Origin of the sequence: Natrinema versiforme (assembly GCF_005576615.1) — an archaeon.
Classification (GTDB): domain Archaea; phylum Halobacteriota; class Halobacteria; order Halobacteriales; family Natrialbaceae; genus Natrinema; species Natrinema versiforme_A.
This window is the reverse complement of sequence record NZ_CP040331.1, coordinates 167,495-191,820: the sequence shown is the minus strand read 5'-3', so window position 1 is coordinate 191,820 and position 24,326 is coordinate 167,495. Positions and strand designations below refer to the sequence as shown.

At 60.2% G+C, this 24,326-nt stretch carries 25 protein-coding genes and 1 pseudogene; 9 read left to right on the top strand and 17 right to left on the bottom strand.

Annotated features, from left to right (window positions below; translation table 11 throughout):
• Positions 1–37: 37 nt before the first annotated feature.
• The 4 genes from FEJ81_RS19600 to FEJ81_RS19580 all read right to left on the bottom strand — a co-directional run bounded on the left by FEJ81_RS19600 (position 38) and on the right by FEJ81_RS19580 (position 4,907).
• Positions 38–1,192 (bottom strand): cobalamin-independent methionine synthase II family protein, encoded by a 1,155-nt coding sequence (locus FEJ81_RS19600; protein ID WP_138246953.1) that lies wholly within the window; start codon positions 1,190–1,192, stop codon positions 38–40.
• A gap of 145 nt (positions 1,193–1,337) precedes the next feature.
• Positions 1,338–1,877 carry a DUF1684 domain-containing protein gene (locus FEJ81_RS19595; RefSeq protein ID WP_138246952.1) on the bottom strand — a complete coding sequence of 180 codons (540 nt, stop codon included), beginning with the start codon at positions 1,875–1,877 and terminating at the stop codon, positions 1,338–1,340.
• A gap of 110 nt (positions 1,878–1,987) precedes the next feature.
• Entirely contained in the window at positions 1,988–2,422 is a 435-nt protein-coding gene (locus FEJ81_RS19590) for a thioredoxin family protein (protein WP_138246951.1), read from the bottom strand.
• A gap of 1,129 nt (positions 2,423–3,551) precedes the next feature.
• Complete coding sequence (locus FEJ81_RS19580) at positions 3,552–4,907, bottom strand: heme-copper oxidase family protein (RefSeq protein WP_229504801.1); 1,356 nt, start codon at positions 4,905–4,907, stop codon at positions 3,552–3,554.
• 110 nt (positions 4,908–5,017) lie between these two features.
• On the opposite strand from FEJ81_RS19580, the gene FEJ81_RS19575 reads away from it, so the two are divergent.
• Positions 5,018–5,674, top strand: a complete 657-nt coding sequence (locus tag FEJ81_RS19575; protein ID WP_049904791.1) for a helix-turn-helix domain-containing protein — start codon at positions 5,018–5,020, stop codon at positions 5,672–5,674.
• 40 nt (positions 5,675–5,714) lie between these two features.
• On the opposite strand, the gene FEJ81_RS19570 is transcribed toward FEJ81_RS19575, so the two are convergent.
• Positions 5,715–6,560 (bottom strand): universal stress protein, encoded by an 846-nt coding sequence (locus FEJ81_RS19570; RefSeq protein WP_006111108.1) that lies wholly within the window; start codon positions 6,558–6,560, stop codon positions 5,715–5,717.
• 337 nt (positions 6,561–6,897) lie between these two features.
• On the opposite strand from FEJ81_RS19570, the gene FEJ81_RS23455 reads away from it, so the two are divergent.
• From FEJ81_RS23455 to FEJ81_RS19560, 3 genes are all read left to right on the top strand, one after another.
• Entirely contained in the window at positions 6,898–7,044 is a 147-nt protein-coding gene (locus tag FEJ81_RS23455; protein WP_175416495.1) for a DUF7512 family protein, read from the top strand.
• Positions 7,045–8,082, top strand: coding sequence for a sulfite exporter TauE/SafE family protein (locus tag FEJ81_RS19565; protein WP_006111110.1), 1,038 nt, complete (start codon positions 7,045–7,047; stop codon positions 8,080–8,082).
• Positions 8,083–8,183: 101 nt separating this feature from the next.
• On the top strand, positions 8,184–8,591 hold the full coding sequence (locus tag FEJ81_RS19560; protein ID WP_049904792.1) for a helix-turn-helix domain-containing protein: 408 nt from the start codon (positions 8,184–8,186) through the stop codon (positions 8,589–8,591).
• A 105-nt stretch (positions 8,592–8,696) separates the two neighbouring features.
• On the opposite strand, the gene FEJ81_RS19555 is transcribed toward FEJ81_RS19560, so the two are convergent.
• On the bottom strand, positions 8,697–10,547 hold the full coding sequence (locus FEJ81_RS19555) for a multicopper oxidase family protein (protein ID WP_006111112.1): 1,851 nt from the start codon (positions 10,545–10,547) through the stop codon (positions 8,697–8,699).
• On the opposite strand from FEJ81_RS19555, the gene FEJ81_RS19550 reads away from it, so the two are divergent.
• Both FEJ81_RS19550 and FEJ81_RS19545 read left to right on the top strand, forming a co-directional pair.
• Positions 10,536–10,757, top strand: a complete 222-nt coding sequence (locus FEJ81_RS19550; protein WP_138246949.1) for a hypothetical protein — start codon at positions 10,536–10,538, stop codon at positions 10,755–10,757. The genes FEJ81_RS19555 and FEJ81_RS19550 overlap by 12 nt on opposite strands.
• A gap of 63 nt (positions 10,758–10,820) precedes the next feature.
• Positions 10,821–12,600: pseudogene (locus FEJ81_RS19545) on the top strand (carbamoyltransferase family protein).
• A gap of 35 nt (positions 12,601–12,635) precedes the next feature.
• On the opposite strand, the gene FEJ81_RS19540 reads toward FEJ81_RS19545, so the two are convergent.
• On the bottom strand, positions 12,636–13,007 hold the full coding sequence (locus tag FEJ81_RS19540; RefSeq protein WP_006111113.1) for a thioredoxin family protein: 372 nt from the start codon (positions 13,005–13,007) through the stop codon (positions 12,636–12,638).
• Positions 13,008–13,338: 331 nt separating this feature from the next.
• Between FEJ81_RS19540 and FEJ81_RS19535 the strand changes: the two genes are divergently transcribed.
• Positions 13,339–14,262, top strand: coding sequence for a sulfite exporter TauE/SafE family protein (locus tag FEJ81_RS19535; protein ID WP_049904806.1), 924 nt, complete (start codon positions 13,339–13,341; stop codon positions 14,260–14,262).
• Positions 14,263–15,226: 964 nt separating this feature from the next.
• On the opposite strand, the gene FEJ81_RS19525 is transcribed toward FEJ81_RS19535, so the two are convergent.
• The 9 genes from FEJ81_RS19525 to FEJ81_RS24275 form a co-directional block, all read right to left on the bottom strand.
• Entirely contained in the window at positions 15,227–15,766 is a 540-nt protein-coding gene (locus FEJ81_RS19525; protein WP_006111116.1) for a DUF2243 domain-containing protein, read from the bottom strand.
• Positions 15,767–15,881: 115 nt separating this feature from the next.
• Positions 15,882–16,640, bottom strand: a complete 759-nt coding sequence (locus FEJ81_RS19520; protein WP_049904808.1) for a TrkA C-terminal domain-containing protein — start codon at positions 16,638–16,640, stop codon at positions 15,882–15,884.
• 117 nt (positions 16,641–16,757) lie between these two features.
• Entirely contained in the window at positions 16,758–17,420 is a 663-nt protein-coding gene (locus FEJ81_RS19515; RefSeq protein WP_138246947.1) for a cytochrome c biogenesis CcdA family protein, read from the bottom strand.
• Positions 17,417–18,004 (bottom strand): TlpA family protein disulfide reductase, encoded by a 588-nt coding sequence (locus FEJ81_RS19510; protein WP_138246946.1) that lies wholly within the window; start codon positions 18,002–18,004, stop codon positions 17,417–17,419. The genes FEJ81_RS19515 and FEJ81_RS19510 overlap by 4 nt, the downstream gene beginning before the upstream one ends.
• A gap of 1 nt (position 18,005) precedes the next feature.
• Positions 18,006–18,728: an SCO family protein gene (locus FEJ81_RS19505; RefSeq protein WP_138246945.1), complete on the bottom strand. Its 723-nt coding sequence runs from the start codon at positions 18,726–18,728 to the stop codon at positions 18,006–18,008.
• 114 nt (positions 18,729–18,842) lie between these two features.
• On the bottom strand, positions 18,843–19,106 hold the full coding sequence (locus tag FEJ81_RS19500; protein ID WP_006111121.1) for a DUF7521 family protein: 264 nt from the start codon (positions 19,104–19,106) through the stop codon (positions 18,843–18,845).
• Positions 19,106–19,465, bottom strand: coding sequence for a winged helix-turn-helix domain-containing protein (locus tag FEJ81_RS19495; protein WP_138246944.1), 360 nt, complete (start codon positions 19,463–19,465; stop codon positions 19,106–19,108). The genes FEJ81_RS19500 and FEJ81_RS19495 overlap by 1 nt, the downstream gene beginning before the upstream one ends.
• 192 nt (positions 19,466–19,657) lie before the next feature.
• Positions 19,658–20,152, bottom strand: a complete 495-nt coding sequence (locus FEJ81_RS19490) for a hypothetical protein (protein ID WP_138246943.1) — start codon at positions 20,150–20,152, stop codon at positions 19,658–19,660.
• Positions 20,153–20,222: 70 nt separating this feature from the next.
• Positions 20,223–20,357 carry a hypothetical protein gene (locus FEJ81_RS24275; protein ID WP_267877942.1) on the bottom strand — a complete coding sequence of 45 codons (135 nt, stop codon included), beginning with the start codon at positions 20,355–20,357 and terminating at the stop codon, positions 20,223–20,225.
• Positions 20,358–20,415: 58 nt separating this feature from the next.
• Here FEJ81_RS24275 and FEJ81_RS19485 point away from each other — a divergent pair, with 58 nt between their 5' ends.
• Complete coding sequence (locus FEJ81_RS19485; protein WP_138246942.1) at positions 20,416–21,651, top strand: RNA-guided endonuclease TnpB family protein; 1,236 nt, start codon at positions 20,416–20,418, stop codon at positions 21,649–21,651.
• Between the two features lie 59 nt (positions 21,652–21,710).
• Here FEJ81_RS19485 and FEJ81_RS19480 read toward each other — a convergent pair whose 3' ends face one another.
• Positions 21,711–22,259, bottom strand: coding sequence for a hypothetical protein (locus FEJ81_RS19480; protein ID WP_138246941.1), 549 nt, complete (start codon positions 22,257–22,259; stop codon positions 21,711–21,713).
• Positions 22,260–22,377: 118 nt separating this feature from the next.
• Here FEJ81_RS19480 and FEJ81_RS19475 point away from each other — a divergent pair, with 118 nt between their 5' ends.
• A complete protein-coding gene (locus FEJ81_RS19475; RefSeq protein ID WP_175416494.1) occupies positions 22,378–24,258 on the top strand; it encodes a polysaccharide deacetylase family protein in 1,881 nt (626 codons plus the stop codon).
• Positions 24,259–24,326 lie beyond the last annotated feature (68 nt).

The following is a 24,326-nucleotide window of genomic DNA, read 5'->3' as shown; positions in this document are numbered from 1 at the left end:
CGGACGGGCTTCCACCCGGCGGCCCAAGAGGCGGCCGTCAGTAGACGCGCTCGGTCGCGATCTCGGCGCCCTCGACGAGCGCCTCGAGTTTGGCCCACGCGATCTCGGGGTCGACCATGCCGAGGCCGGCCTGCGTGCCGAAGCCGCAGTCGGGCGCGGCGACGATCGGCGTCGACTCGTCGACCGCGTCCGCGACGCGCTCGAGGCGGTCCGCGATCGTCTCCGGGTGGTCGATGATGTTCGTCTTGACGTCGACGACGCCGGGCATCAGCGTCCAGCCGTCGGGAAGCGGCTGCTCGGCGAACGCGCGGTACTCGTGCTGGTGACGGGGGTTGGCCTGTTCGACGCTCAGTCCGGTGATGTCGGCCTCGTAGATCTCCGGCAGGAGGTCAACGAGGTCCGCGTCGAGGTGGTGGGGGCCCTCGTAGCTCCCCCAGCAGGTGTGGAGGCGGACCTGCTCGGCGGGGACGTTCTCGAGGGCCTCGTTGAGCGCCTCGACGTGGAGGCGCGTGGCTGCTCTGATCTCTTCGAGCGGTTCGTCCGCGTAGGCCGCCGTCTGGCCGATGGTGAGGAGTTCGGGCGCGTCGATCTGAAGGGTCGTTCCGGTCTCGGCGACCAGTTCGTACTCCGCTTGCATCGCGTCCGCGACGGCGAAGAGGAACTCCTCGTAGCTGTCGTAGTACTCGTTGACGTGCGTGGTTGCGACGATGCTCGGCGACGCCGAGGTCATAAACGTCCCCTCGAAGTCGGCGTCGACGGTCTCGAGCGCGTCTCGGAACTCCTCGAGTTCATCCTCGGCTTCCCCGTGGCCGGTGTACTCGATGGGACCGTCGACGACGGGCTGCATCGAGAGATCGATGACATCCGTCTTGAACGTCTCCTCGGCGTACTCGGGGAACTCCTGGAGGTCCGCCCAGAGCTCCTGCTCGCGCTTCCCGTCAATCCCGCTCAGACGGTCCGCAACGTACCAGTTGAACGAGACCCGTGACTGTTCGCCGTTGTTGACGACGTCGAGCCCGACATCGTCCTGTCGCTCGACGACGGCCCGCGTGGCCTCTGCGACGGTTTCGTTCCACTCGTCCTCGTCGACCGGTTCGTCGTTCTGACGCGCCTCGAGGAGGTCGAGAAGCGCCGGCGGGCGGGGAAGGCTCCCGATGTGCGTCGTTCGGATTCGGTCTTCAGTGGTCGTCATGGGGTACTCTTGTGAGTAATAGTTTCAGTAGATAATATAACTGGTGGTATTCTCACGATCGACGGTCACGGTGGTTCGATAGCGCCTACGACGTTCGAAAACAGCGAAATTCCGTCGAGGGCGCCGAATTAGTCCGGAATCATCGTCAGTGGTACGCCTGTTCGCCGGCCTCGATCGGGACCTCGAGCCAGTTTTCCGTCGGCGGGAGCGGGCATTCGTACCGATCCGAGTACGCGCACGTCGGATTGTACGCCTCGTTGAAGTCGAGGATCCAGTTTTCGTCGCCCGTTCGGTGGGCGTCGCCTTCGAGGTCGAGGTACCGACCGGCGCCATAGGTCTCGTCGCCGCTGGTCGCGTCTCGGAACGGGACCCAGAGCCGATCGTCGTCCGGATCCGCCTTGTAGGCCTGCAGTGTGATGTCTTCGCCGTCGACGGTGAATCGGAACTCGCCCCACCGAAGATACTTCCGCTCGCCGTCGGTGCTCGTCCCGACGGTGACCGGTTCAGGGTCGTTGTACTCGTGCAGCAGCAGTTCGAACCGGTATGCCTCGTCGATCGGGTAATACTCGAGGCCGTCGAACGACTCGCGCTTGTCCGACTGAATCGGCGAGTGCGGGTCGCCGCCAAAGTACCGGTCTTTCCTTTCCCGTTGCGTCTCGATCGCTCGCCGCCAATCGGTGGTCATGGCTGAAGGTCAGTGTGTCGTGGTCGTGTCGCCGGTCCCCGTATTTAGGTCGGACCAGGACGCTGTTCAGATAATCACTATCGACTGCCGTGGCCTCGGCAGGTGCGTCACTACGCGTGTTGCTCGATTAGCCCCTCCAGCGTTCCGCGGTCCTGGACGCCAACCATCCGCTCGACCGGCTGGCCGTCGGCGTAGAGGACGAGCGTCGGGACGCCGCGAGTGCCCAGTTGCTGGGCGATCTGCTGGTGAGCGTCGACGTCGACCTTCGCGACGGCGGCGTCGGTCTCCGCGGCGAGAGCCTCGATCGTCGGCTCCATCATCTGACAGGGGCCACACCAGTCGGCGTAACAGTCCACGAGGACAACGTCGTGCTCTCCGACGACCTCGTCGAGGTGACCCTGGCCTGTGATCGCGATTGGCTCGTCGGGTGCGGTGCTCTCCCTGTCGGCCGCACCGAGGCCCCCGCCGTTCTCGAGACGTTCCTGCAGCTCTCGCTTCTTCTGTTCACGGATCCGTTGGCGTTCGTCGTTTGCGGAGTCGCTCATCGATCGACGGTACGGTTTCCACAGCAATAACGGTTTTGTGAACCAACTACAATATAATATGGCCGGTTTGGACTCGCACTGGTCTCGTCGCGGATCGCCGGCCGACTCTCACATCGTTCGGGCTGAGCAGACCGGGAACAGATCGTCCTCGAGTCCAGTAATGAACCATACCACGGCGTTGACACCGCCCGTTTGATCGGGTAGTGAAGTACCGTATCGACCGCTCTCGTGGCTGCTGCGGTGACCCAAGACCGCTTCGTCGCGTCTCGCACCACCTCCCATTCCGTTTGTCGTTGGTGAACTGCCGACGGTGCATCTCCGCGACCGTTTCCGACTCGAGAGGCGATCGCCATAGCGTAGTCGGGCCGAGATATAGAAAGTGTACCCGGCTAGTGAAGAGACGAGAACGCAAACATTCACGGCGGACTAGCATTACATGCTGTCCGTCACGAGAAAACCGGAACGATCAGAAGTCTCTTGCAGTGATCTGAGGTCCGGTGTTTGAGACGAGACCATCGCTGTGTGACAATCGCCACTTTTGAAGACGGAGGTTTGGCGGATGCTGCGACAGAGCTGGGCAGACGGTGATTGCTGAGGTGATCGCAATCCAGCGTTTCTGTACGCAACCTGCCCCTCTGATTGCTGATCGTGTGAAACGGTCGACCGATGGCTGCAAGTTGAACAATTATTCCACCGAACCCACTAGTCGCTCACACGTGGCTATGACTTCCGAGAAATCGACTCCCACTAATGACGAGATCGAGAATCGGATTCAGCAGATAGGAAACTACTCCCCGCGCAGTCCGTGTCGGCTACCTTGTGATCGTGAGCGCATTTCTCTTGACGATTATAGGCGTTCTGCCGGCGAATCTTGAGAGTGTCTCTCAGGCAATTGAATCGATACTCCTTCCGCTCATTTTCGTCGGATTGGGACTAATATTGTACGGTATCGGGATGCACCTACATCTCATGCACCTGAATCTCGTTCGCCAACTACAGCCGAGCGATGTTGATGAAACACGGTCACTCGGCGAGAACTCAGAATAGCGCAGGCCGCTGACTGTGAGCGGCTTTGAACGCGATATCCCGACGACGGTGTATACAACGCTTTTCTCGTCGAGTCCGGAAATCACACTCGAGTTGACGACGTCTGCGCGCGGGCTGACCACCGCTGTTCGACGATCTTCAGCAGATAGTACCCCCAGAGTGAGAGGAGGACAGTGAATCCCGAGCCGTACAGTAGCGCCGACCACGACTGGTCCTGATAGAAGAAGCCGATCCCGACGGCGAGGACCGCGAGGTTCCAGGCGAGGACGGACTTCGGTCCGACGGCCGACGGGAGACGCTTCGCGGGGACGAGTCCGTCGACGCGGCTGTCTCCGCCGTCACCTCGAGCGGTTCCGTGGGGCCACTCGAGAGTGCGGGCGACGAGCAGCGAGCCCGCGAGCGCGATTGGAAGCGCCCAGCCGATGAAAAGGAAGTGCAATGCGCCGGTCTCGATCCACGGGTCGGGGATACCGAGTGGCATGCTGAACAAGATGAACGGGGCGAAACTCGCTGGGCTGAGGATCCACAGCTGGGCGACGAGCACCGAGAGCGCTGTCCCGCTCGGCGTGCCGGCCCGGTAGGTTTGAGCGAGCGTGTAAATATAGAGAACATAGCCGGCGGCGTACAGTACTAGTCCGATCGCGGTCACCGTCTTCCCCATGCCGAGCACCGGTCCGACGACGAGCGGGACGATACCGAGTGCAAACAGCGGGAACGAGTATCGTTTCAGGCGGTCGCTGTATAGCTCCGCGTCCACGAGCCGCGGAAAGAGATCGTACAGCGTGCCGATCGCCGCGAGGCCCAGAAACCCCCACGCGTTGGCGTGGACGTGTGCCTCCCGGAGTCCGTACCAGCCGCCGGGGACGTCCCAGCCGTGGCTGTACAGTCCGAACGCGAACGTGAGCCCGATCAGGTAGACGAACGGTGAGAGGAGGTAAAAGCCAATGGTCGGGTCGCGCGCTCGCCCGCCGTCGCTTCTGCGTACCATCAGGAGAACGACGGCGAACAGCCAGCCCGTGAGCAGCCAGATCGTCCCAAGACCGATGTCGAACCACAGCGGCTCGCCAAAGGCACGACCGTACCAGGCGAGTAGTACGGCGCCGTTCAATCCGAGAAAACCGGCTTTGATAGCCGTTGCTGACGGTCCCGGTTGCTCGAGTTTCCGCGCCGTCAGTTGTGGCAGCGTGCCGAAGAGCAACTGCGTGAACGCGCCGATCGTAACGAAGTGGATGTGCGTCCACGTGATCCACGACACCTGCGGAACGAGTTCGAACGCTTGAAGGCCCTGATAGAGAGCGAGCGCGAAACCGACAAACAGGAAGGCGATGCCAGCAACGTGAAACGGCGTCAGAGTGAGCGTCGGTCCATCAGCCGTCCGCCGGGTGGATCGGTGTTCGGAGTCGCTTGGACGTGGGTCGCACGGATCCGTATCAGCCATACACGTTCGTTTGATCGGCCGCTGTGTATCCGTTGTCGCGAATATTGCAGGCTGCTTCGAACATGTTCGAAGCGTATGCTACGATGTTCGACTGCCAACCATCAATACTGATGCCACGGGCGAAACTCACCGTCCAACTCCCCGAATCGCTCTGGATCCACGAGATTTCGACGGCCTATCCCGACACTACGTTTCGAGTCAGTTCAGTGCTGCCGGGATCGGACGTCGCAATCGGTGTCATCGAACTGGCGGCGTCGAATCCAGTCCCGATACTCGCCGCGATCGACGAGCGGAGCGATATCCGGGACCTCGAGTTGCTCTGGAAGCACGACGAGACCGCACTCCTGCAGGTCGAGACATCGAATCCGTCACTGCTCGTTCCCATGCAGCAGGCCGGCGTTCCAATGGAGACGCCGTTTGCGGTCGAAGACGGCGTGGTGACTTGGGAACTGACGACGAGTGCGGACCGGTTATCGATGCTCGGCGACGCGTTCGATGAGCGTGGTATTGAATACCACATCGAGTACGTACACGCCGTCGCCGCGAGCGACGCAGAGAATCTGTTGACGGATCGGCAGCTCGAGGTCTTCCGCACCGCTCTCGAGGCGGGGTACTACGACGTTCCCCGCGAGGCGACGCTGACGGACATCGCGTCGGCGCTCGGTGTGACCAAGTCGACCTGTAGCGATGTCCTGCATCGCGCGGAGAGCGCGATCGCACACTGGTTTGCCGACGAACGCGTCGACTCCATCTCTCACGATCGGTGAACCGGTTCACGCTCGAGTGAGCCGACGGTTCGCCCTCGTGTTACGCCGTTCGATCCGGCGGTACGAGCATAACGTTGCCGTCCGCCCGTGCGACGATATCTTCGGAGACGCTCCCGAGCAAGAGTCTGCGGAGCCTGCTGTGACCGCGCGAGCCGACGAGAATCGTCGTCGGTTCGTATTCGACTTCCGCAGCGAGAATCTCGTCCGCCGGATCACCTTGATGGACCGCCGTTCGCGTCTCGATCTCCCAGTCCTCGAGTTTGGTCGCCAACTCCGCCAGTCGCGCTTCGGGGTCGGCGCCCTCTGGAAGCGCCGGATCCTTCGGCGTTTCAACGTGGACTAGCGTCGCCTCCTGCGTCGCGTGACGGAGGTACGAGAACGCCTCGAACGCCCGCTCGGCGTTCTCCGAGAAGTCCGTCGCGAACAGCATCCGCCGAAACAGGTGTTCGCGAACGACGGCTGGCTCGTCCGCCCCGCGTTCGATCCGGTTGACCAGCAGTGGGACGATCGTCGTCCGCGCGAGATTGCGTGCAGTCGATCCGATAACGCGGTTCTCAAGCGGACTCTTTCCGCGCGAGCCGATGACTGTAAGGCTAGCGCCGACCGCCTCTGCGATCCCGTTGATGCGTCGATGAGGCGTCCCGCGAACGACGTGTGCCTCGACGTCGAAGTCCGCGTCTTCGATAACGCTGCGATAGCGATCGAGCGCTTGCTCGCGTCGCGCTGCGAAGTCGATACCGGGCATCCCCGCGTGGACGTTCGACGGGATCACGGTCACGAGGTGGATCTCCTCGACACCGATTCGGCCGAGACACTCGAGACAGGTCTCGCTCTCGATCGTCGCCTCGCTGGCGGCCGAGAGATCGGTCGCACAGATCGCTATCATACCGGTCGTAGGCTTCGGACGCATAATATTGTTTGTGCAAACCAATACCTACTCCGAATTATCAGTCGTAACCGATCCGTAGGTATCGCGACGCCGACTCCGTCTCGTCACGAATCCGCTGACACCGCGTTCCGACCGCGCGCCAGCGGAAGGAGTCTTCGTCGGTTCGTTCCTCGGCTCCGTATAACTTACTGGAATATTCTCGTTGGATAGCCGTGAGATAGACTGCAGTAATATTGTGCGGAATTCCCAAAAGTGTTATATCCGTCCTCCGGATAGACGATACCGAGTAGAAACCTATGCTCCGCACACAATCGGGCGACGGAGGTCGGTATCGATGATCGACCTCGCAGCGTATTCGTCAGCAGTACAGTCAGGCGTCCTCGTTGGCGTCGTCCTCCTCGAGGCGTTCGTTCTCTACGTCGGGTACGGCGCGCTCGAGCGAGTCGCAGCGCCGATCGTCGAGAAAATCACACGCGCATAGATGGAGCTATTCGGAATCGCCCTGATGACGCTCGCACTGTTCGTAAGCTTCGGCTTCATGGTCGGCGTCCTATTCGGCTTCTTCGGAATGGGCGGCTCGTTCCTCGTCACGCCCGCGTTACTCGTGATGGGGTATCCCGCCAGAGTCGCCGTCGGGAGCGGCATGGCCTTCGTCTTCGGGACGGCCATGATCGCGACGCTGAAACACCGCGACCTCGGCCAGGTCGACTACAAACTTGGCGGACTGATGATCGTCGGGACGACGAGCGGTATCGAGGTGGGGAGTCGGATAGTGTACTATCTCGAGGAATTGGGACTCGCCAGCGGTGCCATCGGCATCACGTACGTCGTCCTGTTGGGTGCGGTCGGGCTGTTCGTCACCCGAAATGCGCTCGTAAACGACGGCGGAGACGATTCGAGTGGGAGCCACCACGAGTCCGACGGGGAGATCGATCCGGACGCGATTCCACCCCTCGCGAAGCGGATTCAGTCTTACCGTATCCCGCCGATGATGACAGTTGCCGGCGGGATCCAGGTCTCGCTCTGGTTGATTCTGGTCGTCGCGTTCGCCACGGGTCTGCTGTCGGGTTTCCTGGGTGTCGGTGGCGGTTTCATCAAGATGCCCGCGATGGTCTACCTGATCGGCGTCCCGGTTCCCGTCGCGGTCGGGACCGACCTCTTCGAGATCGTCTTCTCGGGCGGCTTCGGCGCGTTCACCTACGGACTCAACGGTGGCGTCGACCTTTCGATCGTCGCACCGCTACTTGCGGGGAGCGCGCTCGGCGCCCGGATCGGCTCGGCCGCGACCGGCATCGTCGACGAAGATGACATCAAGATCTACTTCGGGCTGATGCTGGTCGGTGGTTCGATCGCCGTCGCGTTCCGTCAGGCGGGCGACTACCTCGGGATGGACGTGCTGAATACGGCCAGCTTCGTGCTGATCCTGCTCTCGGCGTTCATGGTCAGCGGGGCCGTGATCTACAGCACGATCACGACGATGCGTGCCCAGTCGAACGCGTCCGCGACGTCCGCAGACTGACGCTGTAGACGCCACTCATCCCGTTTGGTATCGGCTCATCGAGATTGCACAATATTCACACAACCCTTATACCGACGCGGTCCCTATCGGCTAGTAGTACAATGGCTAATTCGATGGCGGAACAACTGCAGCAGGACATGGAGTGCGAAGGGCTCTTGGAGTGCATTCACGGACTCAAGCAACTCGATAAGGACTGTTTCCGCGTGATGGTCGAGAGCGAGGAAGCGCTGACGATCGACGAGGTCGCCGAGCGGGTCGACCGCGAGCGCTCGACCGCGTACCGATCGATCCAGCGCCTGCTCCAGAGCGGATTCATCCAGAAGGAGCAGATCAACTACGAGCAGGGCGGCTACTACCACGTCTACTACCCGACGGATCCGACCCAGATCGCGAACGACATGCAGCGAAAGCTCAATGACTGGTACGCGAAGATGGGGCAGCTCATCCAAGAGTTCGAGGACAAGTACGAACACGCAGAGGCCGACATCGAGATGCCCGCACAGAGCTAATCGTCTTCCGGCCGCTACTCTCTTCGCTCTCGTCCGTACTTTCATTCTCCTCGAACCGCTTTTAGGTCGTTTCGCTGACGGGAGTCCCCCGACGAGCCCACCGCTTCAGCGCTGGGTAGTAGAATCGTCGACGTCGTCGCTATCGGCGCCCCTACCATCGTTCGGTAAGACGGTGAACGGCCGCATCATGTCATGGTCCTCGTGTTCGAGCATGTGACAGTGCCACATGTACGTGCCCGTCTGATCGTTGAATAGTCCGTCGTGCCCCCCGAAGTGGACGATTACGTGGACTATTTCACCGGGATCGACGGTGATCACGTCATTCCACCCTCGTTCGTACGGCTTGGGTGCTTCGAGCGCCTCGAGGTCGAGCTCGTCCTCGTCTGGATCGTAGTCTCCGATCGACTGTCGTCCTACCATCTGGAAGTGCACGAGGTGGAGATGCATCGGATGGGACATCCCACTTCGGTTAGCGAAACTCCAAATCTCGGTGTCACCGAGCGCAGGTTCCTCGGTCACGGGGGCGTCGATTTTGAGACCGTCCGGCTCTTCAGCAGTTCCGAGCAAGTAGAGCTGTCGGCTGTAGTCGTCGGTCGCGCCGCCGTTGAGCGTGAGGTATCGCTCGTTGTCGACCGAATCGATGGAAATGTCCGGAACACGAGTGAGTTCGTCGGGGAGCTCAGTAGCATCCTGTGAATCTCCGGCCTCGTTCACGTCCACGAGCATGATCTCGGGGAGCGGAACGATGTCGTCGTCCCCCAAACCCGTCTTGCCGCGATACTGAGCGGGCGCGTCGTTGTGGAGCAGCAGCGTCTCGCCGGCGGATTCGGAGAAGTCGACGACGACGTCGGCGCGCTGGCCAGCGCCGAGCTCGAGGCGATCGCCGATCTCGACCGGCGTCGAGAGGAGGCCGCCGTCGTTCCCGACCTGGACGAACGACGGTCCGTCTCCATCAGTCTCGCCCGGCGATTCGTCGTACCGGCGGAATTGGAGGGAATAATATCGGCTATTCGACCCATTGAGGAGCCGGAACCGATACGATCTGGGTTCGACGGAGAGCCGAGGCCAGGCCTTCCCGTTGACGACCGACGTGTCGCCATAGAACTGCGGAACGATACTCGGATCGGGGTGTGACTCGTCGCTGCCGCCTTTCTCGTCCGAGATGGCCGTTGGATAGAACAACGATCCATCCCTCTCGAAACTCCGATCCTGCAGGACGAGCGGGATCTCGTACTCGCCCTCGGGCAGACCGAGGCTCCGTTCGTGGTCACTCCGCAAGAGATAGAACCCCGCGAGCCCGGCGTAGACGTTTAATCGCGTAATGCCGAGCGAGTGGTCGTGATACCACAGCGTCGCCGGCGGCTGGTCGTTTACATAGTAGTAGTCTTTCTTCTCGAACTCGGGGCCCGTCTCCTGAAAGTCTCGAGTGAACCACGCCTGTGCATGACCGTCGCTCTCGGACTCGACGTTTCCGCCGTGAAGATGCGTTACGGTCCGTACGCCCGGCGTATCGTACGGAATGAGGTCGCTATGAATCGTCGTGTCTTCGGGCAGGAGATGCTCGTCCGGAAGGTCGTTCGTCCAGCGGACGTAGATCGGTTCGCCCTGCTCGGCTTCGATCGTTGGGCCTGGGAACTGCCCGTCGTAGCCCCAGACGGTCGTCGCCGGGAGATCGCGGTGTAGCTTCTGTTCGACCTCGCCCATTGCTATCTCGTAGCGAGGGCGTCCATCCTTCGTTCCGGACGGTTCCGCGACGCTCGGCCGGGGGACCTCGTCGACCCACTTCTCGAGGTCCGGCGACGAGTGGTCCGTTATCGTCGTCGCGTTCCCCGCTCGGGATGAATTCGTATTCCCCGTCGAACAGCCTGCGAGAGCCGAGATACCCGCGGCCCCGGCTGCGATGCAGAGCTCGCGGCGCGAGACACTCGGTCTGGACGGTCCAGTGTGATTTCCCATAGCTCTGCCTATGAATGGTCCGTATATGCAGGACCGGTCGATTCCGATGCAGTAGGAATCGGAAGAAGAGACATCGTCGAGAGCCTCGCGGGCATCGTGCTGGGCGGGGTCTCGAGCAGAGTGCCCGACCGCGTCGAGATCCGTGAGAGAGTGGACCAGTACCAGAGTGACGACGAATACGACTACGTCGTCGACGATTTGCTAGGTTAGCAAATCGTCAGCGTCGTTTTGCCGTCTCCAGGGTTGGATTACAGTACGCAACTTTCACGAGCCATGACTGACTACCAACTCGCGTTCAAACCGGCGACCGGGCTTTACGGCCAGCACGACCCGAGCGCCGTTCTCTTCGATGATGGGACGCCCGTCTTCGGCGTCGAGGAAGAGCGATACACGCGGGACAAACACGCGACGGATACGTTTCCCAAACACGCGATCCGGGCGTGTCTCGACCATCGAAACCTGTCCCTTCCGGACCTGAATCGGATCCTCCTCCCGTACGAGCCGCAGCTCCGGGGCGAGATCGCTTCACACTACGTTTCCGACGCGATCCGAGCGCCCGGAATCGGACGAAAATTCTCCGCACTCGAACAGACGCTCGTCACGCAGGTTCGGAGCCGGTTCGTTCCGACCCGACAGATCGAGAACCGCCTCGAGTCGATCGGTTCGCCGGTGCCGCCGATCGAGACGATTCCGCATCACCGCTGCCACGCTGCGAGCGCGTTCCATCCGTCGGGTTCGACGAGGGGATTGTCCTCACGGTCGACGCGAAAGGTGAGTACGACTCGACGGTCGTCTGGCGCGGCGACGAGGGCCTGACACGCGCGTACACTTACGAACACCCGAACAGTCTCGGGCTCTTCTTCGCGGTCGTCACGGAGTTCCTCGGCTACCGGATGTTCAACGGCGAGGGGAAAGTGATGGGGCTGGCACCCTATGGCGAGGACAATCCAGAGATCGAAGGCGTCCTACGCGGGCTGATCGACACAGGCGCCGATTACGACGTCACCGAACTGACGAAGCGCTGGGGAACCGGCCACGGCATCGAAACCCTCGAGGACGCGTTTGGCCGTCCTCGAAACGAAACGCCCGGCGAGTTCGACCAGTGGGAGAAAGACCTCGCGTACACTGCTCAGAATCTGCTCGAGGAGACAGTCGTCGACATCGCGGAGACAGCCGTCGATCAGTTGGGCACGGCGAACGTCGCACTCGCCGGTGGTGTCGCGCTGAACTGCAAGCTGAACAAGCGCGTTCGTGAGTCACCATACGTCGACGACGTCTTCGTCCAGCCGGTCGCCAACGATGCGGGGCTCGCGCTCGGTGCGGGATGGACGGGACAGCCACCGTCGGCCGTCGACCGCCAGACCGATGTCTACCTCGGTCCCCAATACGAAACCGAGGAGATTCGTTCGACCCTCAAGACGAACAAACTGAGTACGGGGAACCGGACGACCTCGAGCGGTACGTCGCCGAACGGCTTGCCGACGGCGACCTCGTTGGCTGGTTCCAAGGCCGGATGGAGATGGGGCCGCGGGCACTCGGTGCCAGGAGCATCCTCGCCGATCCGCGCACCGCCGAGTCCCGTGATCGAGTGAATCGGTTTGTCAAACATTGCGAGGAGTGGCGCCCGTTCGCTCCCTCGCTGCTCGAGTCGGCCGTCGAGGAGTACCTCATCGACGGCGGTTCGGCGCCGTTCATGATCGATGCCTACGACATCCGTCCTGAGAGAACCGACGAACTTGAGGCCGTTTTGCATCCGGCCGACGACTCGACGCGCCCTCAGACCGTTCGCGAGGACCATCACCCGAGCTATCACCGGCTCATCTCCGAGTTCGCCGACATCACCGGCGTGCCGGTCGTCCTCAACACCTCGTTCAACGATCACGCCGAACCGATCGTCCAGACGCCGACACAGGCGATCAAGGACTTCTACGGAATGGGACTTGACGTGCTCGTCCTCGAGGACCTCGTGGTCGAAAAGGACGTGACGAAAACTGATCGGCGGTCGGCCCTATCACTCCGTTCGGAAGACGCGCTGGACCCGATACAGCAGTAGCAGCGAGACCGTCCTTGGGACAGTCGTCGGCGACGTTAGCGCGCCGCGTGTGTCTCCAGGACGTCCACGAGCGTTTCAGTGCTCTGGAACCCGTCGTCGAGGCGGGCGACTTCGTCGCCGTCGCGCAGGACGACGAGCGTCGGGACGCTCTGGACGCCGAACTCGGTGGCGAGATCCGGAACGAGACCGGCGTTCACCGTCGCCACGACGCCAGGTGCGCTGCGCGCGACTCCAGTGAGCACCGGCTCCATCGACGCGCAGATTCCACAGCCGGACGTGACGAACTCGAGCAAGACGAGGTCGTGTGCCGTGAGTAAGTCGTCGTAGTCCGCCATATCGTGTAACTGGACGGGTTTGTGGGTCGCGCGGCCGTCACCGGTCAGCTCTGAGGGTGTGGGTTTGCTCATCACGACTGCTAGGGTCCGAATGGGTATCAGTGTTTTGCATAATGGGCACAATACTATTGTGCAATCGGTCGATCGATCCACAGATGAAGATGGTGATGACTGCGTACCGACGATCGGAAAATTGATGGCTAATATTGCCCCTATAGACGACAGAGCTATTTCTTGAGTTATCCCTGGAGACAAGTTCGAGAAGGACTAATCTGACGATTTGCCAGATTACCGGTAACTCGAGCTTCGATAAATCTCGCCGAATAGCACAGTGGAATACGGATGGCCGACCGATGTCATCGAAACGGTGATCTCGAGGGTCGAGATGCGCCTTCGAACTAGTATGAGTGCTCCCGAAAATACAGTCGATGTCGAACAGTTCTTCACCAATCTCTTCGAGTTTCAGTACCGCGAGGTGACGATGGTCGGCGCGACGCTGACCGTTCTCGTCGCCTCGATCGTCTTCTTCCCGGGTTTCGAGAACGCCGGACGGGGCGTTCAGTCCGAACTTTCAGTCGGATTGCTCGCCGTACTGAGCATGGTCGCGATTGTCGCTGGCATCGTCAAGGGAATGACCGGCTTTGGCTACTCGCTCATCATGACACCGATATTCGCGACGGTGATCGATCCGACCGTCGCCGTCGTCGTCTTGGCGATTCCCCCGTGGATGCTCAATATGTTCCAGATCGCGGAAACCGGAACGGGGCGGTCGTTCGTTCGCGAGGAGTGGTCGCTCCTATTGCTCGCCGTTATTGGGACTATTATCGGCGTCGCAGCGTTGGCAACGTACAGCGCCGGACCGCTCGTCCCCTTCGTTATCGGACTCGTCCTCCTCAGTTACGTTGTCTTTCAGGTCGTACAGAACTTCGTCACGGTCGAGGAAGCACACCACCCAGTCGCCCTCGGTATGGCTGGGTTTTCCCAAGGCTTCCTGCTCGCTCTCGCGAATCTCGGGCCGCTGCTCCCGGCGTACTTCCATACCTTCGAGCGGGATGCCGAGCGATACATCGGCGGGTTGGCAATGGTTCTCGGAACGATATTTACGGTTCGTATCATACAGATGGCGCTGTTCACCGATCTCCTGACGACCTACCGGCTCTGGCTCGGGTCGGTGATCGCCGTCGTCACGATCGTCGGCCTGCTGGTGGGGACGTATCTCCGACGCCTCGAGTTCGACGAGCGCGCGTTCAACTGGTTCGTCGTCGGACTCCTGTTCGTTATCTCGCTCAACATCTTCCGGAACTCCGTGCCGGCGCTGTTCTTCTAACAGTCGTTGGAATACGGGTTTAGTGTGCAATACGGCACCTGAAACTGGAGCACTTGATCCGGTAAGTACGTGTGTATATCGAATGCACCCCCTAAAACCATGATAGATAGACACGTTTGAGAGAGATATGGGATACACGTTTCGGGATTGGCTTTCATGCCCTAGCTGTGAAAGACAGGAAAACGCACGGATGATGGCTCATAAGACAGATTTCGTCCTTGAGTGCTACGACTGTGGGCAAATATCAGAATACACAATTGGCAGAGACATGCCTCTCCAAAACCTCGATATTGATGCGGTCGCCGAAATCATGCACGAGGAATAAAAACAAAATGGGTTTGAGAAGGAGCTACAATATAACCGACCATTCGTGTTCGCAGCTTCGGCACTGGAAACTCGCTTTTGCAACCTCTTCCACAGCGTATTTTTCGACCAGTTCACCCAGTCCACTGTCGCATTCGGGGCAACAAGCGTTCATCGCGGCTACTGGTAGTAGTTTCCTATTAATAGGCTCAATTCCCATACACGTAGGTGTCCAAAATAATGAACAACAATATTGCGCCAGTTGCGAATTACAAGTAGGAGGAGAAGCGGTTAAGTAGTGAACATAACTTAAATCCCTAATTTGAGAAATAGCTACTCACACCGGTATGTCCTTGCCCTCTACGAACAGCAATTACGTATACGAACATATTGCTGTGCTTCGACGTGACCGGAACAGTAACATTTCAATGAGTCCTGTTCACGTCCCTACTTTTCAGAACTGTCGTAACAGCCAATCGATCATTAGTACTGTACCACCGATGACAAGCCAAAGGATAGGAACAACAACGAGCAGTACGACCCAATGGGGGACTGGTGGCGGTGGCGCTTGCGGAGGACCATGTAACGGACTTCCGTATAACAGAAGCCCAAGCATTGAGAGGATACGTAGAACAAACATGAGTATGAAATTGCAGACAAATTATGTGGCTTCTTCCCGCTCGCCACTACGATTCTGTATCCCCGTTCTATAGACGTAGTACCCCGCAGTGATGAAGAGGAGGCTGACCACTATCCAATGAGGGTTATACTGACCACCCCAAGACAAGGATTTCCCGCCAGGACCGACTGGCTGATGAAGGCCTAACAGAGCGTGGTCAATGAAGGCGTCATAGACATCGAACACGCCGAGACCGATGAGAGCAGCACCAGCCAGCGGTTGGACGGCCAACGGAACAACAGTTCGTCGCTCAGACTGCCACACAAGGCCGGCCCCGACTCCCATAATAATTAACATCGCAAGTGAGAACAGCCCATCTGCAAGGATGTTTGTCTCAAGGCCGTCCAGCGTGTACATTGGATAGATTCCAGAAACCAAGTGATGCCACTGGAGGATATGGTGCAAAACGAGTACGTCAATTAACCCGCTGAATCCAAATCCGAATACTCCTGCCGCGATTAGCGCGCGTTGAGTCACCGTATTCTGGGTCTGATCACGCGTGGTGTCTGGATGATTGCTCATCGTATTTGCGCTTACTACCAACACAGAAAGTTCTGAGTTATTGCGAACGTGAATTTAACCTCGTACTTTGAGATCATTTTCGTAACCATCTGTACAGAACGGTAACTACGTGTGCTTACTGATCGATGATTTGTTCTTGTTCAGCAAGGATGTTCTCATGTTCGTCACGTGCCTCCTTGTGTGCTTTAACATCCCCTCCATCTCGGTCTGCAAGTTCCTGTAATCGATCTTCTTTCCCATAGAGGACAACGGTATCTCCCGGTTGGATCTCTGTATCAGGACCGGGGGCACCGATATAGTCACCATTTCGCTCAACCCCAAGCAGGATCACGCCTTCGTCAGAGAGATTCAATCCTCTGGCCGTATCATTTGCCAACCATTCATCATCGTTGACCTCAACTTCAGCAATGCGATATTCACTCTGAAGACCAAGTACCTTCGTGTAATCTTGGATGGCAAGATCCGTCGTCTGGTCAAGTGTCCATTCGATAACTGGCGTTACTGCTCGATTTAATAGCTGGCTATGAGCGAGAAGAATAATCCCGACAATCCCACTGATAACGTAGATGAGGGTAAGAAAGTCCTCGCCCTCAGCGTTGATGAACGATAGAAGGACCGACGCAAGCGCACTCACAACCCCGATACTTCCGATTCGGATGAGCCAGATGACAATAGTTCGTCTGCTCGGCTCTGAGACCGTAAACTCTGCTTCTTCGGTCGTGTACCCCGCTCCCGAAAATGCCGATGCTGACTGAAATGTGGCCACGTCCGGTGAGAGACCAGTCATTCGAAGCGCAATCGCTCCGATCCGAACCACCAGTAGTGCGAGGGCAAAGATGATGAAAACGGACAGGATTTGATTGGTCGCTACCATAAGATGGTGTCCTACAGAGAACTGTAAAAATACGCAGTCTCCATTCAACGGGATCGCCATCTTAGCAGACTGTACTGACCGTGAGTTACACGAGTTGTTCTAAATGATGAAATCGTGCTAATAGACAACGAGCGCCAGATAAAGCTGTCCGGCTCCAGCCACGATCATCAGGCCTCCGGCGAGCCACTTGAGGGGTCCCGAGTAGGCCGCGAACCGACCTGCACTCGCAACCAGCCCCATTCCGGTCGCGACCGTCACCGCGATCATCAGGGCGACGACGCTACCGACGTAGGTCATCAGGACGAGCGCCGCCGCCTCGGTCGGCAGCGATAGCGAGCGGGCGACGACCGCGAGGAAGACGGGCGCGACGCAACCGGCCCCAGCGAGCGCGTACCCCGAACCGAAGAGTCCGAATCCGAAGATACTCGACCGCCGCTTCGGAAGCGGAATCGACAGCGAGGGGGCGCGACCGGCGAGAACGAGCGCGCCGAAGATCACCAGTAGTCCGCCGACGAGCGACTCGAAGATCGTGAGGTTCGATAGCGTCTGCTGACCGATTACGAACGTCACCCCGATGAGGGCTGCGAGCGTTCCCAGAACGCCAACGCCTGCGGCGATACCGCGGGTCGTCGCCCCACCGAGTGATGCGTCGCCGTCCGTCCGGCTGACGTAGAACCCGACGTACCCGGGCAACAGCGGATACGCACAGGGGCTAAAGAAGGTCGCGACGCCGGCAGTGAGTGCGAAGACGACCGTCGACAGGAGCGGTGCGTCGATCACGCGTCCGTCCTCATCTTGAGCGCCTGTTCGATCCCCGCCACGAGTTCGTCCGCCGTTTTGACTCTGGTGTCCGACCACTGGACGCGACCGGACGTATCGATCGCAACCGCAGAGGGATAGCCGCCCGCGAGATACCGTGCAGTCAGTTCCGCAGTCGGATCGAGGCCGAGAGACCAGTTCCCGTCGTGTTTCTCCCACCAGTCGACTAGTTCTGCTTTCGTCACTGATCGCCCGATCGCTTCGCTCGTGATCGAGATGAACAGCACGTCGTCACCGATGCGATCGTTCGCCGCCGCAAGTGCAGGCATCTGCTCGATACACGGCGGACACCACGTGCCGAAGAAATCGATGAACGTGGGTCGGTCGGACGCCGGAACACGGACCTCGCCGGCTTCGCTTCCCGGGGCATCGATCGTCTCGATCGTGAGCGGTTCGGTGTCCGGAGATCCTGTTCCATCCGAATTCTCGCTCTGGGTTTCGTCTGTTCCATCTCCGAACGACGGTGGACCGCGTATCGCCAGCGCTCCTGCGCCACCGATCGTACCCAGACTGCCGACTCCGGCGAGGATATCTCGCCTGCGCATCTTACGCTGACACCACCGTTTCGAGATCGTCGACTACCCGTGAGATCTCGACCGTTGCCCCCCGGGGATACGCTCGCTCGACGATCCCCCGCTCGTTCGCGAGCAAGATCAAATTATAGTGGGGGAACTGATACTCGAGCGAATCGTACTTCTCGGCATCGATCTTTTTGAGCGGCAATCCGATTTGGTCTGTTAAGATCTCCTTCGCTGTTTCGTACCGCTCCGGTCTGAGGAAGTCCCAGTTCCCGGCCTCGAGATCGACTCCCTGCTGACCGGCGAACGTTCGAAGCGCGTCTTCCGTGTCTCGTTCCGGGTCGAACGTCATTGCGGGCAGTTGGACATCGTCACCGTACCCGTTGGCAGCAGCGGCTTCCTGTGCACGGCGGAGTCGTAGTATCAATGCCGGACACATCCCATCGGGACACGACGTATAAAAGAAGGTCATCAAAACGGCCCGGTCGCTCTCGAACTGGTCCGTCGAGACGGTTTCACTGGTCAGTGGGTTGGGGAGTTCGACCGACGGAACGTCGTCGCCGTAGCTCGGATGCGACGACTCGCTCAGATCTTGCTCCGGTGGGCCGAGAACCGCTCCGTCGGCACGCTCCCGTTCACTACCGTCGCTGTCGTCTGCCTGTCCCTCGTCACTCGAGAGGGTATCCAGACAGCCCGCGGTGGTAGCGACACTCGAGGCGGCGATCGATCGGAGCCAGAGACGCCGATTCATACGTCCACGTTTCGGTGGGAATCGTAAATCCAGTACGACGATTCCCCGAGTCGGAAAAAGGGACAGCGGCGAGGATGAACGAGGAGCGCGAATGCCGCTCGGGAGTTCGCGAGATCACTTCGTCAACGAAATGAGAACGAGCACCATCCCGCTCGAGACGATGGCCGCCTGCACGAGGGCGGCGGACGCGATCGTCGTTCCGAACACGTGGTAGATGAGTCCCTCGCAGATCGCGCCGGCACCGATGAAGACGAATCCACCGGAGACGTACAGCATCGGCGTCTGACCGCTGCGCCGATAGCCGTGATACGCCAGATACGCGACGCCGAGACTCAGCACGAACGTGAACAGTTTGGCGATCACGAACGACGCTTCCATCAGTCGTCACCCCGGAGATCGCTCCAGAGGGACGTGAAGTTGTCAGCGAGTTCGTCGCGGGTCTCCAGCGTCAGCGAGAGCTGACCGTCGGTGATATCGACGTGGAGTTCCTCGAGCGACGTTTGGAACTTGCTTCGATGGGAGCCGTCCGAATCGACGGTGTTCCGTTCCTTGATGAGGTCTTGGTCCTGCAGCGTCGACACTCGCCGATAGATCGTCGTGAGCGAGGCGTCGCACTCCTCGCTGAGCGTTTTCGCGGTCTTCGGCCCGTGGTCCGCGGCGAGGAGTATCTTCCGTGCGTACTCGTCCGCGAGGATCTGGAAGATTTCCGCCGAGTCCGAGGAGCCTCCGTGTTGCACACGATAGACCCCGTCGTTCAGTACCAAATAGGCCACGATTCCCCGACTCAGCAAATCGTCGTCACTGTCTTGTACCCACACTCCGGTAGCAGTCGTGACTACTGACGGTCGTCGTCCGCTTCGTCTCCCGGCGGTAACCAGACGACGTCGAACCAGAACGCCTCGAGCGCACGGACCACGTTGACGAACGCATCACGGTGTGCAGGCCGGACACGCCCGCCTATGGCGAGCGTAGATCAGTCCCGCCAGAATCGTCACGGAGAGCGCGCCGAGGGCCGGTCGTAACGGATCGAAGTACGTCATGAGCGCGGACGAACTGAACAGGGCGAGCAGGGCAACGTTACAGATCGGACAACCGACCGCCAGGAATCCGCCGACGAGACCGCCGAGCATCCAGCGGTCCTCGCTACTCGCGCCGTCGGCCTCGCTCTCGTCGTTACCCTCGAGGTCGGGATCGGCCGCCTCGGTCGCCAGTCGCTGTGCGGCGTAGACGCCCGCAAGCAGTGCGGTCAGCGTCAGAAACATGTAATCGACGGGCGTCCGCGGGACCATCCGAACGTACAGCGGATTTGGGACGAGGCCGGTGACGAGGCCGAACAGCAGGAACACGCCGATTCCGGCGGCCGTTCCCCACAGCATCGCTCGCCGATCCGACCGGATCGATCGGACGAAGTCGTATGCCGTCATCTGGCGGTAGCGAGGAAACCCCGTCCCTTGGGACGGGGAGGAATCGCGTTCGTTCGTGTCTCGACTCGCCCTACAACGGCCCCTCGGTGTCCAACGATTTCGCACCTTGGAGAAGCACCCCTTTCCAGGTGAGGCCGTGCGCGTCTTTGATTTCTCTCAGGCGGTCGTACTCGTCTTGGTCTACTTCGATGTTCAGGTTGGGCATCTACACACATGGTTAGTTTTTAGTTAGCTTTAACTATTACTCTCCCGTACTCGTAGTCGTGACGGCGACCGCCACGAAAACGCTCGAAGCCACGCTCGCTCCGCCTACAACGGGTAAAGAGCAACGGCTCGAGCGTACCGTGGCGACCTATCGACGCGCTCTCTCGGACGCCTTCGAGAGTGGTGCAGATACGCAGACGGCGGTCAACGACGTCGTTACGCCCTACACACTCACGTCCTACGCTAAGGACGCGCTCAAGAACTACGTCCCGAAGCTTCGGGATACGTATAACGCGTCGGAGTTGGCTGACGACCATCCGGTTCGGTTCACGAACCGGGGGTTTCGAATCGACCATTCCGACGAACGTGCGTACGAGTTCTGTTGGCGCGTTCCGCAGGCAGGACGTGGGAACGCATTCTGGATTCCGCTTCGGATCAACCCCGAACAGGAATCGCTGTGGCACGATCTTCTCGACGAGAGTGCGACAGTTGGCGAGTTCCGACTGCAACAGTACCGAACCAGTTGGATGCTGCACGTCACAGTCGAGTACGACGTAGCCGAACCAGAGACCCCGGACGACCCGACTCGAATTGGCTTCGATGTTGGCGAGTCCAAACTGCTGACGGGCTGTGCCTGTCAGAGCGACACTCCGATCCAACCGTACATCTACGATGGCGGTCGTGCGCGAGCACTCCGTAAGGAGATGTACACGACGTTGAAGCGACTGCAAGAGCGTGACACCGCCGAGTGGCGTGTGGATGGACGCTTCGACTACTTCCAGAACGCCCTCACGGATATCGTCGAGAAGGCATCCCACGAAGCCGTCGAGTACGCTGACTCCTTCGACGACCCGGTAATCGTACTCGAGGACCTGACGTACATCCGCGAGAATCTGGATTACGGGAAGTACATGAACCGACGCTTGCACTCGTGGGCGTTTGCCCGACTCACAGACCGGATTGAGGACAAGGCCCTCGAAGCCGGCATTCCGGTCGAGTTCGTGAACCCGAGCTACACGTCCCAGACCTGCCACGCGTGCGGTCACATCGGCCGCCGGGGATCGCAAGCTGAGTTCAAGTGTACGAACGCGGAGTGTCACATTTCGACGTTTCAGGCGGATATCAACGCGGCTGCGAATATCGCCGATCGCTTCGATCCATGGGGAGAGAGCGTTCCTTGGAAACCGGAACGCGATGACTCGCCACGGAATGGGAGCCGTTGTGACACGGCCACAGGATACCGCACGCTGAGTCGGCAATCCCGACAGACGACGCTTGCGGCCTTCGAGTCCTGAAACCTCCGACGTAGGGCTTCCCTTGTAGGAAGCCCCGCCCTTTAGGGCGGGCGAGGATGTCACTTCGTTGCCTCCGTCGTGATCGCACAGTGTTCCGGATGGCCCGCTCGTCCGAGGAAGAACACCAAGAGGGCGAGCCCGCCGACGCGAAGCAACGCGCCGTCATACGGGAGTACTGCCAGTCCCCCGGCGAACCCGAGAAAGCCGAGGAGGCCGGCACCGCAGCTCGCACAGCCCGATGCGAGAAGCCCCGGGACGACGCCGGAGAGGTCGGTGAGACTCGAGAGACCGACGATCTGTAGTTGCGCAACGACATTGACGACCGCGACGCCCGAGAGCAGAGCGTAGAGGACGATGACCGCGAGCCCCGACCAGCCGTCGGTCCGGTAGACCGTCTCCGTGAGCGAGACGAGGACGTATTCGAACCAGTGGAGTCCATCGCCGAGCATCTGGAGCGAGAACTCCGGCATCGTACTCAGGATCAGGAGGATGTAGGTGGCGACCGTCACGAGTACCAGTCCGATCGTCCCTCGCCACGTCTCGAACGGGTACGAGACTGCTGCAGCGAGGTTCGTCAGGTACCCGCTGATCGAATCGCGCGTAAACATCTAGTTGCACCAATGCAGGGACAACTGAAGTCACCGACTCCGATTTGCTGGGTCAGCAAATCAGCAGTTCCGTTTACGCCATCGGAGAGAGAACGTAACGACGAGTAACCTATCTACAATGGCTCACGAACGCGACGCAAACGGGGGGTCGTCCCGACGGCGAATGCTCGCCGCACTCGGTGCCGCATCGACGACGCTCGCCGGCTGTATGGACATCCTATCGGACGACGACGGCAACGGAATCGGCAGGGGCGAAATGGCGTCCGGCCCCACGAACTGGCCCGCTATCGAGAGTGGACAGGTGATCTCTGACTTCGAGGACCTCGGCGAGTGGTCCGCCCGAACTGGCGAACTCTCGGCCGCTTCCGACGAGGCGCGACTCGGATCGCAGGCGGCGGTCATCGAGAGCAACGAGGCGACGGCCGGCATGGAGATTCGGTTCGACGACGGAATCGACTTCAAGGATTGGGACACCTCGCTGGCGGTCAAACCGGAATCCGCTGATCGAATCATCGTCGAATTCATTGCACCGACGCAGAGCCAACGCCTCACCAGTATTCGAATCGTTCCGGACGGATACGACGGCTGGTTCCGAATGGACTGTGGCTATCAGCAGAAGCCGGGGGAAGACCCGGACCTGTCGAACGTCACCGGTCTCAATATCATCGCGGACGGGCCGGATGGCGGACCGACCAAATTGCTGGTCGACGACCTCCGCCGAACCGAATCGGCTGCCAACGGTGCCGCAATCCTCGCGTTCTACGGCGGCCACGGTTCGCACTACGACATTGCGGCCGAGATGCTCAAGGAGCGCGACTGGACCGCGGCGGTTCCGGTCAGCCCCGAGCAAATCGGAGCCGCCGGTCGGATGGGGCGCACCGAATTACGCGACCTCCGAGACCGCGGCTGGGACGTCTGTTCGCTCCCGCAGGTGTCGACGCCCCTGCCGGAGCAGTCCGAGGACCAGCAGCGACGGATCCTCGAAACCGCTCGAGACGCGCTCGCAGACGAGGGCTTCGAGGACGGATCGCGTCACCTGTTCGTTCCTGACGACCGGATGGATGCGACGACCTACGGGCTCACGAGAGAGATCCACGAGACGACGTTCCTGTCCAACGCCGGAACGACGAGCGTGCCACCGACCGAGATGCATATGATCCCGTTCATCTGGGGTCCCGCGCTTCACACCGGTGTTCGCCGCCATACCAACCTCTCCGATCAGTACAACCATCTCACCGTGGTACGCGTCCCGCGGATCGTCGACGAAGAAGACATCGGTGTCAACGAAAATAGAATGTCACTGGACGATTTCGGACTGCTCCTCGATCACATCGAGCACCGCGGCCTCGACGTCATTACACCCTCGGATCTCGTCGACGAGACGTTCGAGCGCGCTGACGGCACCGACGAAACCGAGAACAGAGAGCGACCGAGCGGAACGATTTTCGAGGCGGGCCAGTCCCACACGTTCGAAGGATCCGGATCTGGCGACACCGCCACGTTCGACCTCAACGAGGGGATGCTCGTTGCGAACGTCTCCCACGACGGCGGGGAGATCGCCGTCGACGTGACGAAACCCGACGGTATCGGGCGCAACGAGAATCTGCTGACCACGTCCGGGAATACCACCGGCGAGTCGATCATGGCCGTCGACGACGACGCCTACAGACTCGAGGTCGACACCGACGGCGCGTGGTCGATCGACCTCTCACAGCCGGCGGTCGACGCCGACAAACTAGAGGACCTCCCGCTCGAGGCGACCGGGACGGGATCGGCGTTTGTCGGACCGCTGTGGACCCAGGGCGGCATCAGGGTCGTCGCAACACATGACGGTGACGGCACGTTCATCGTCGACGGCTACGACGCGGACGGCAGTCGGGAGATACTCGTCCATCGGACCGGCGAGTTCGATAACTCGCGGTCGTACAAGGCGGGCGGCCCCGTCTGGCTCAACATCGAGGCCGACGGCGACTGGACGCTCGAGATCGTGGACTCGTAGTACCGGATTCGATCGCTCGAAACACTCGTTGCGCTCGACACCGTTTCCGCTGTTCGATCACTGCTCAT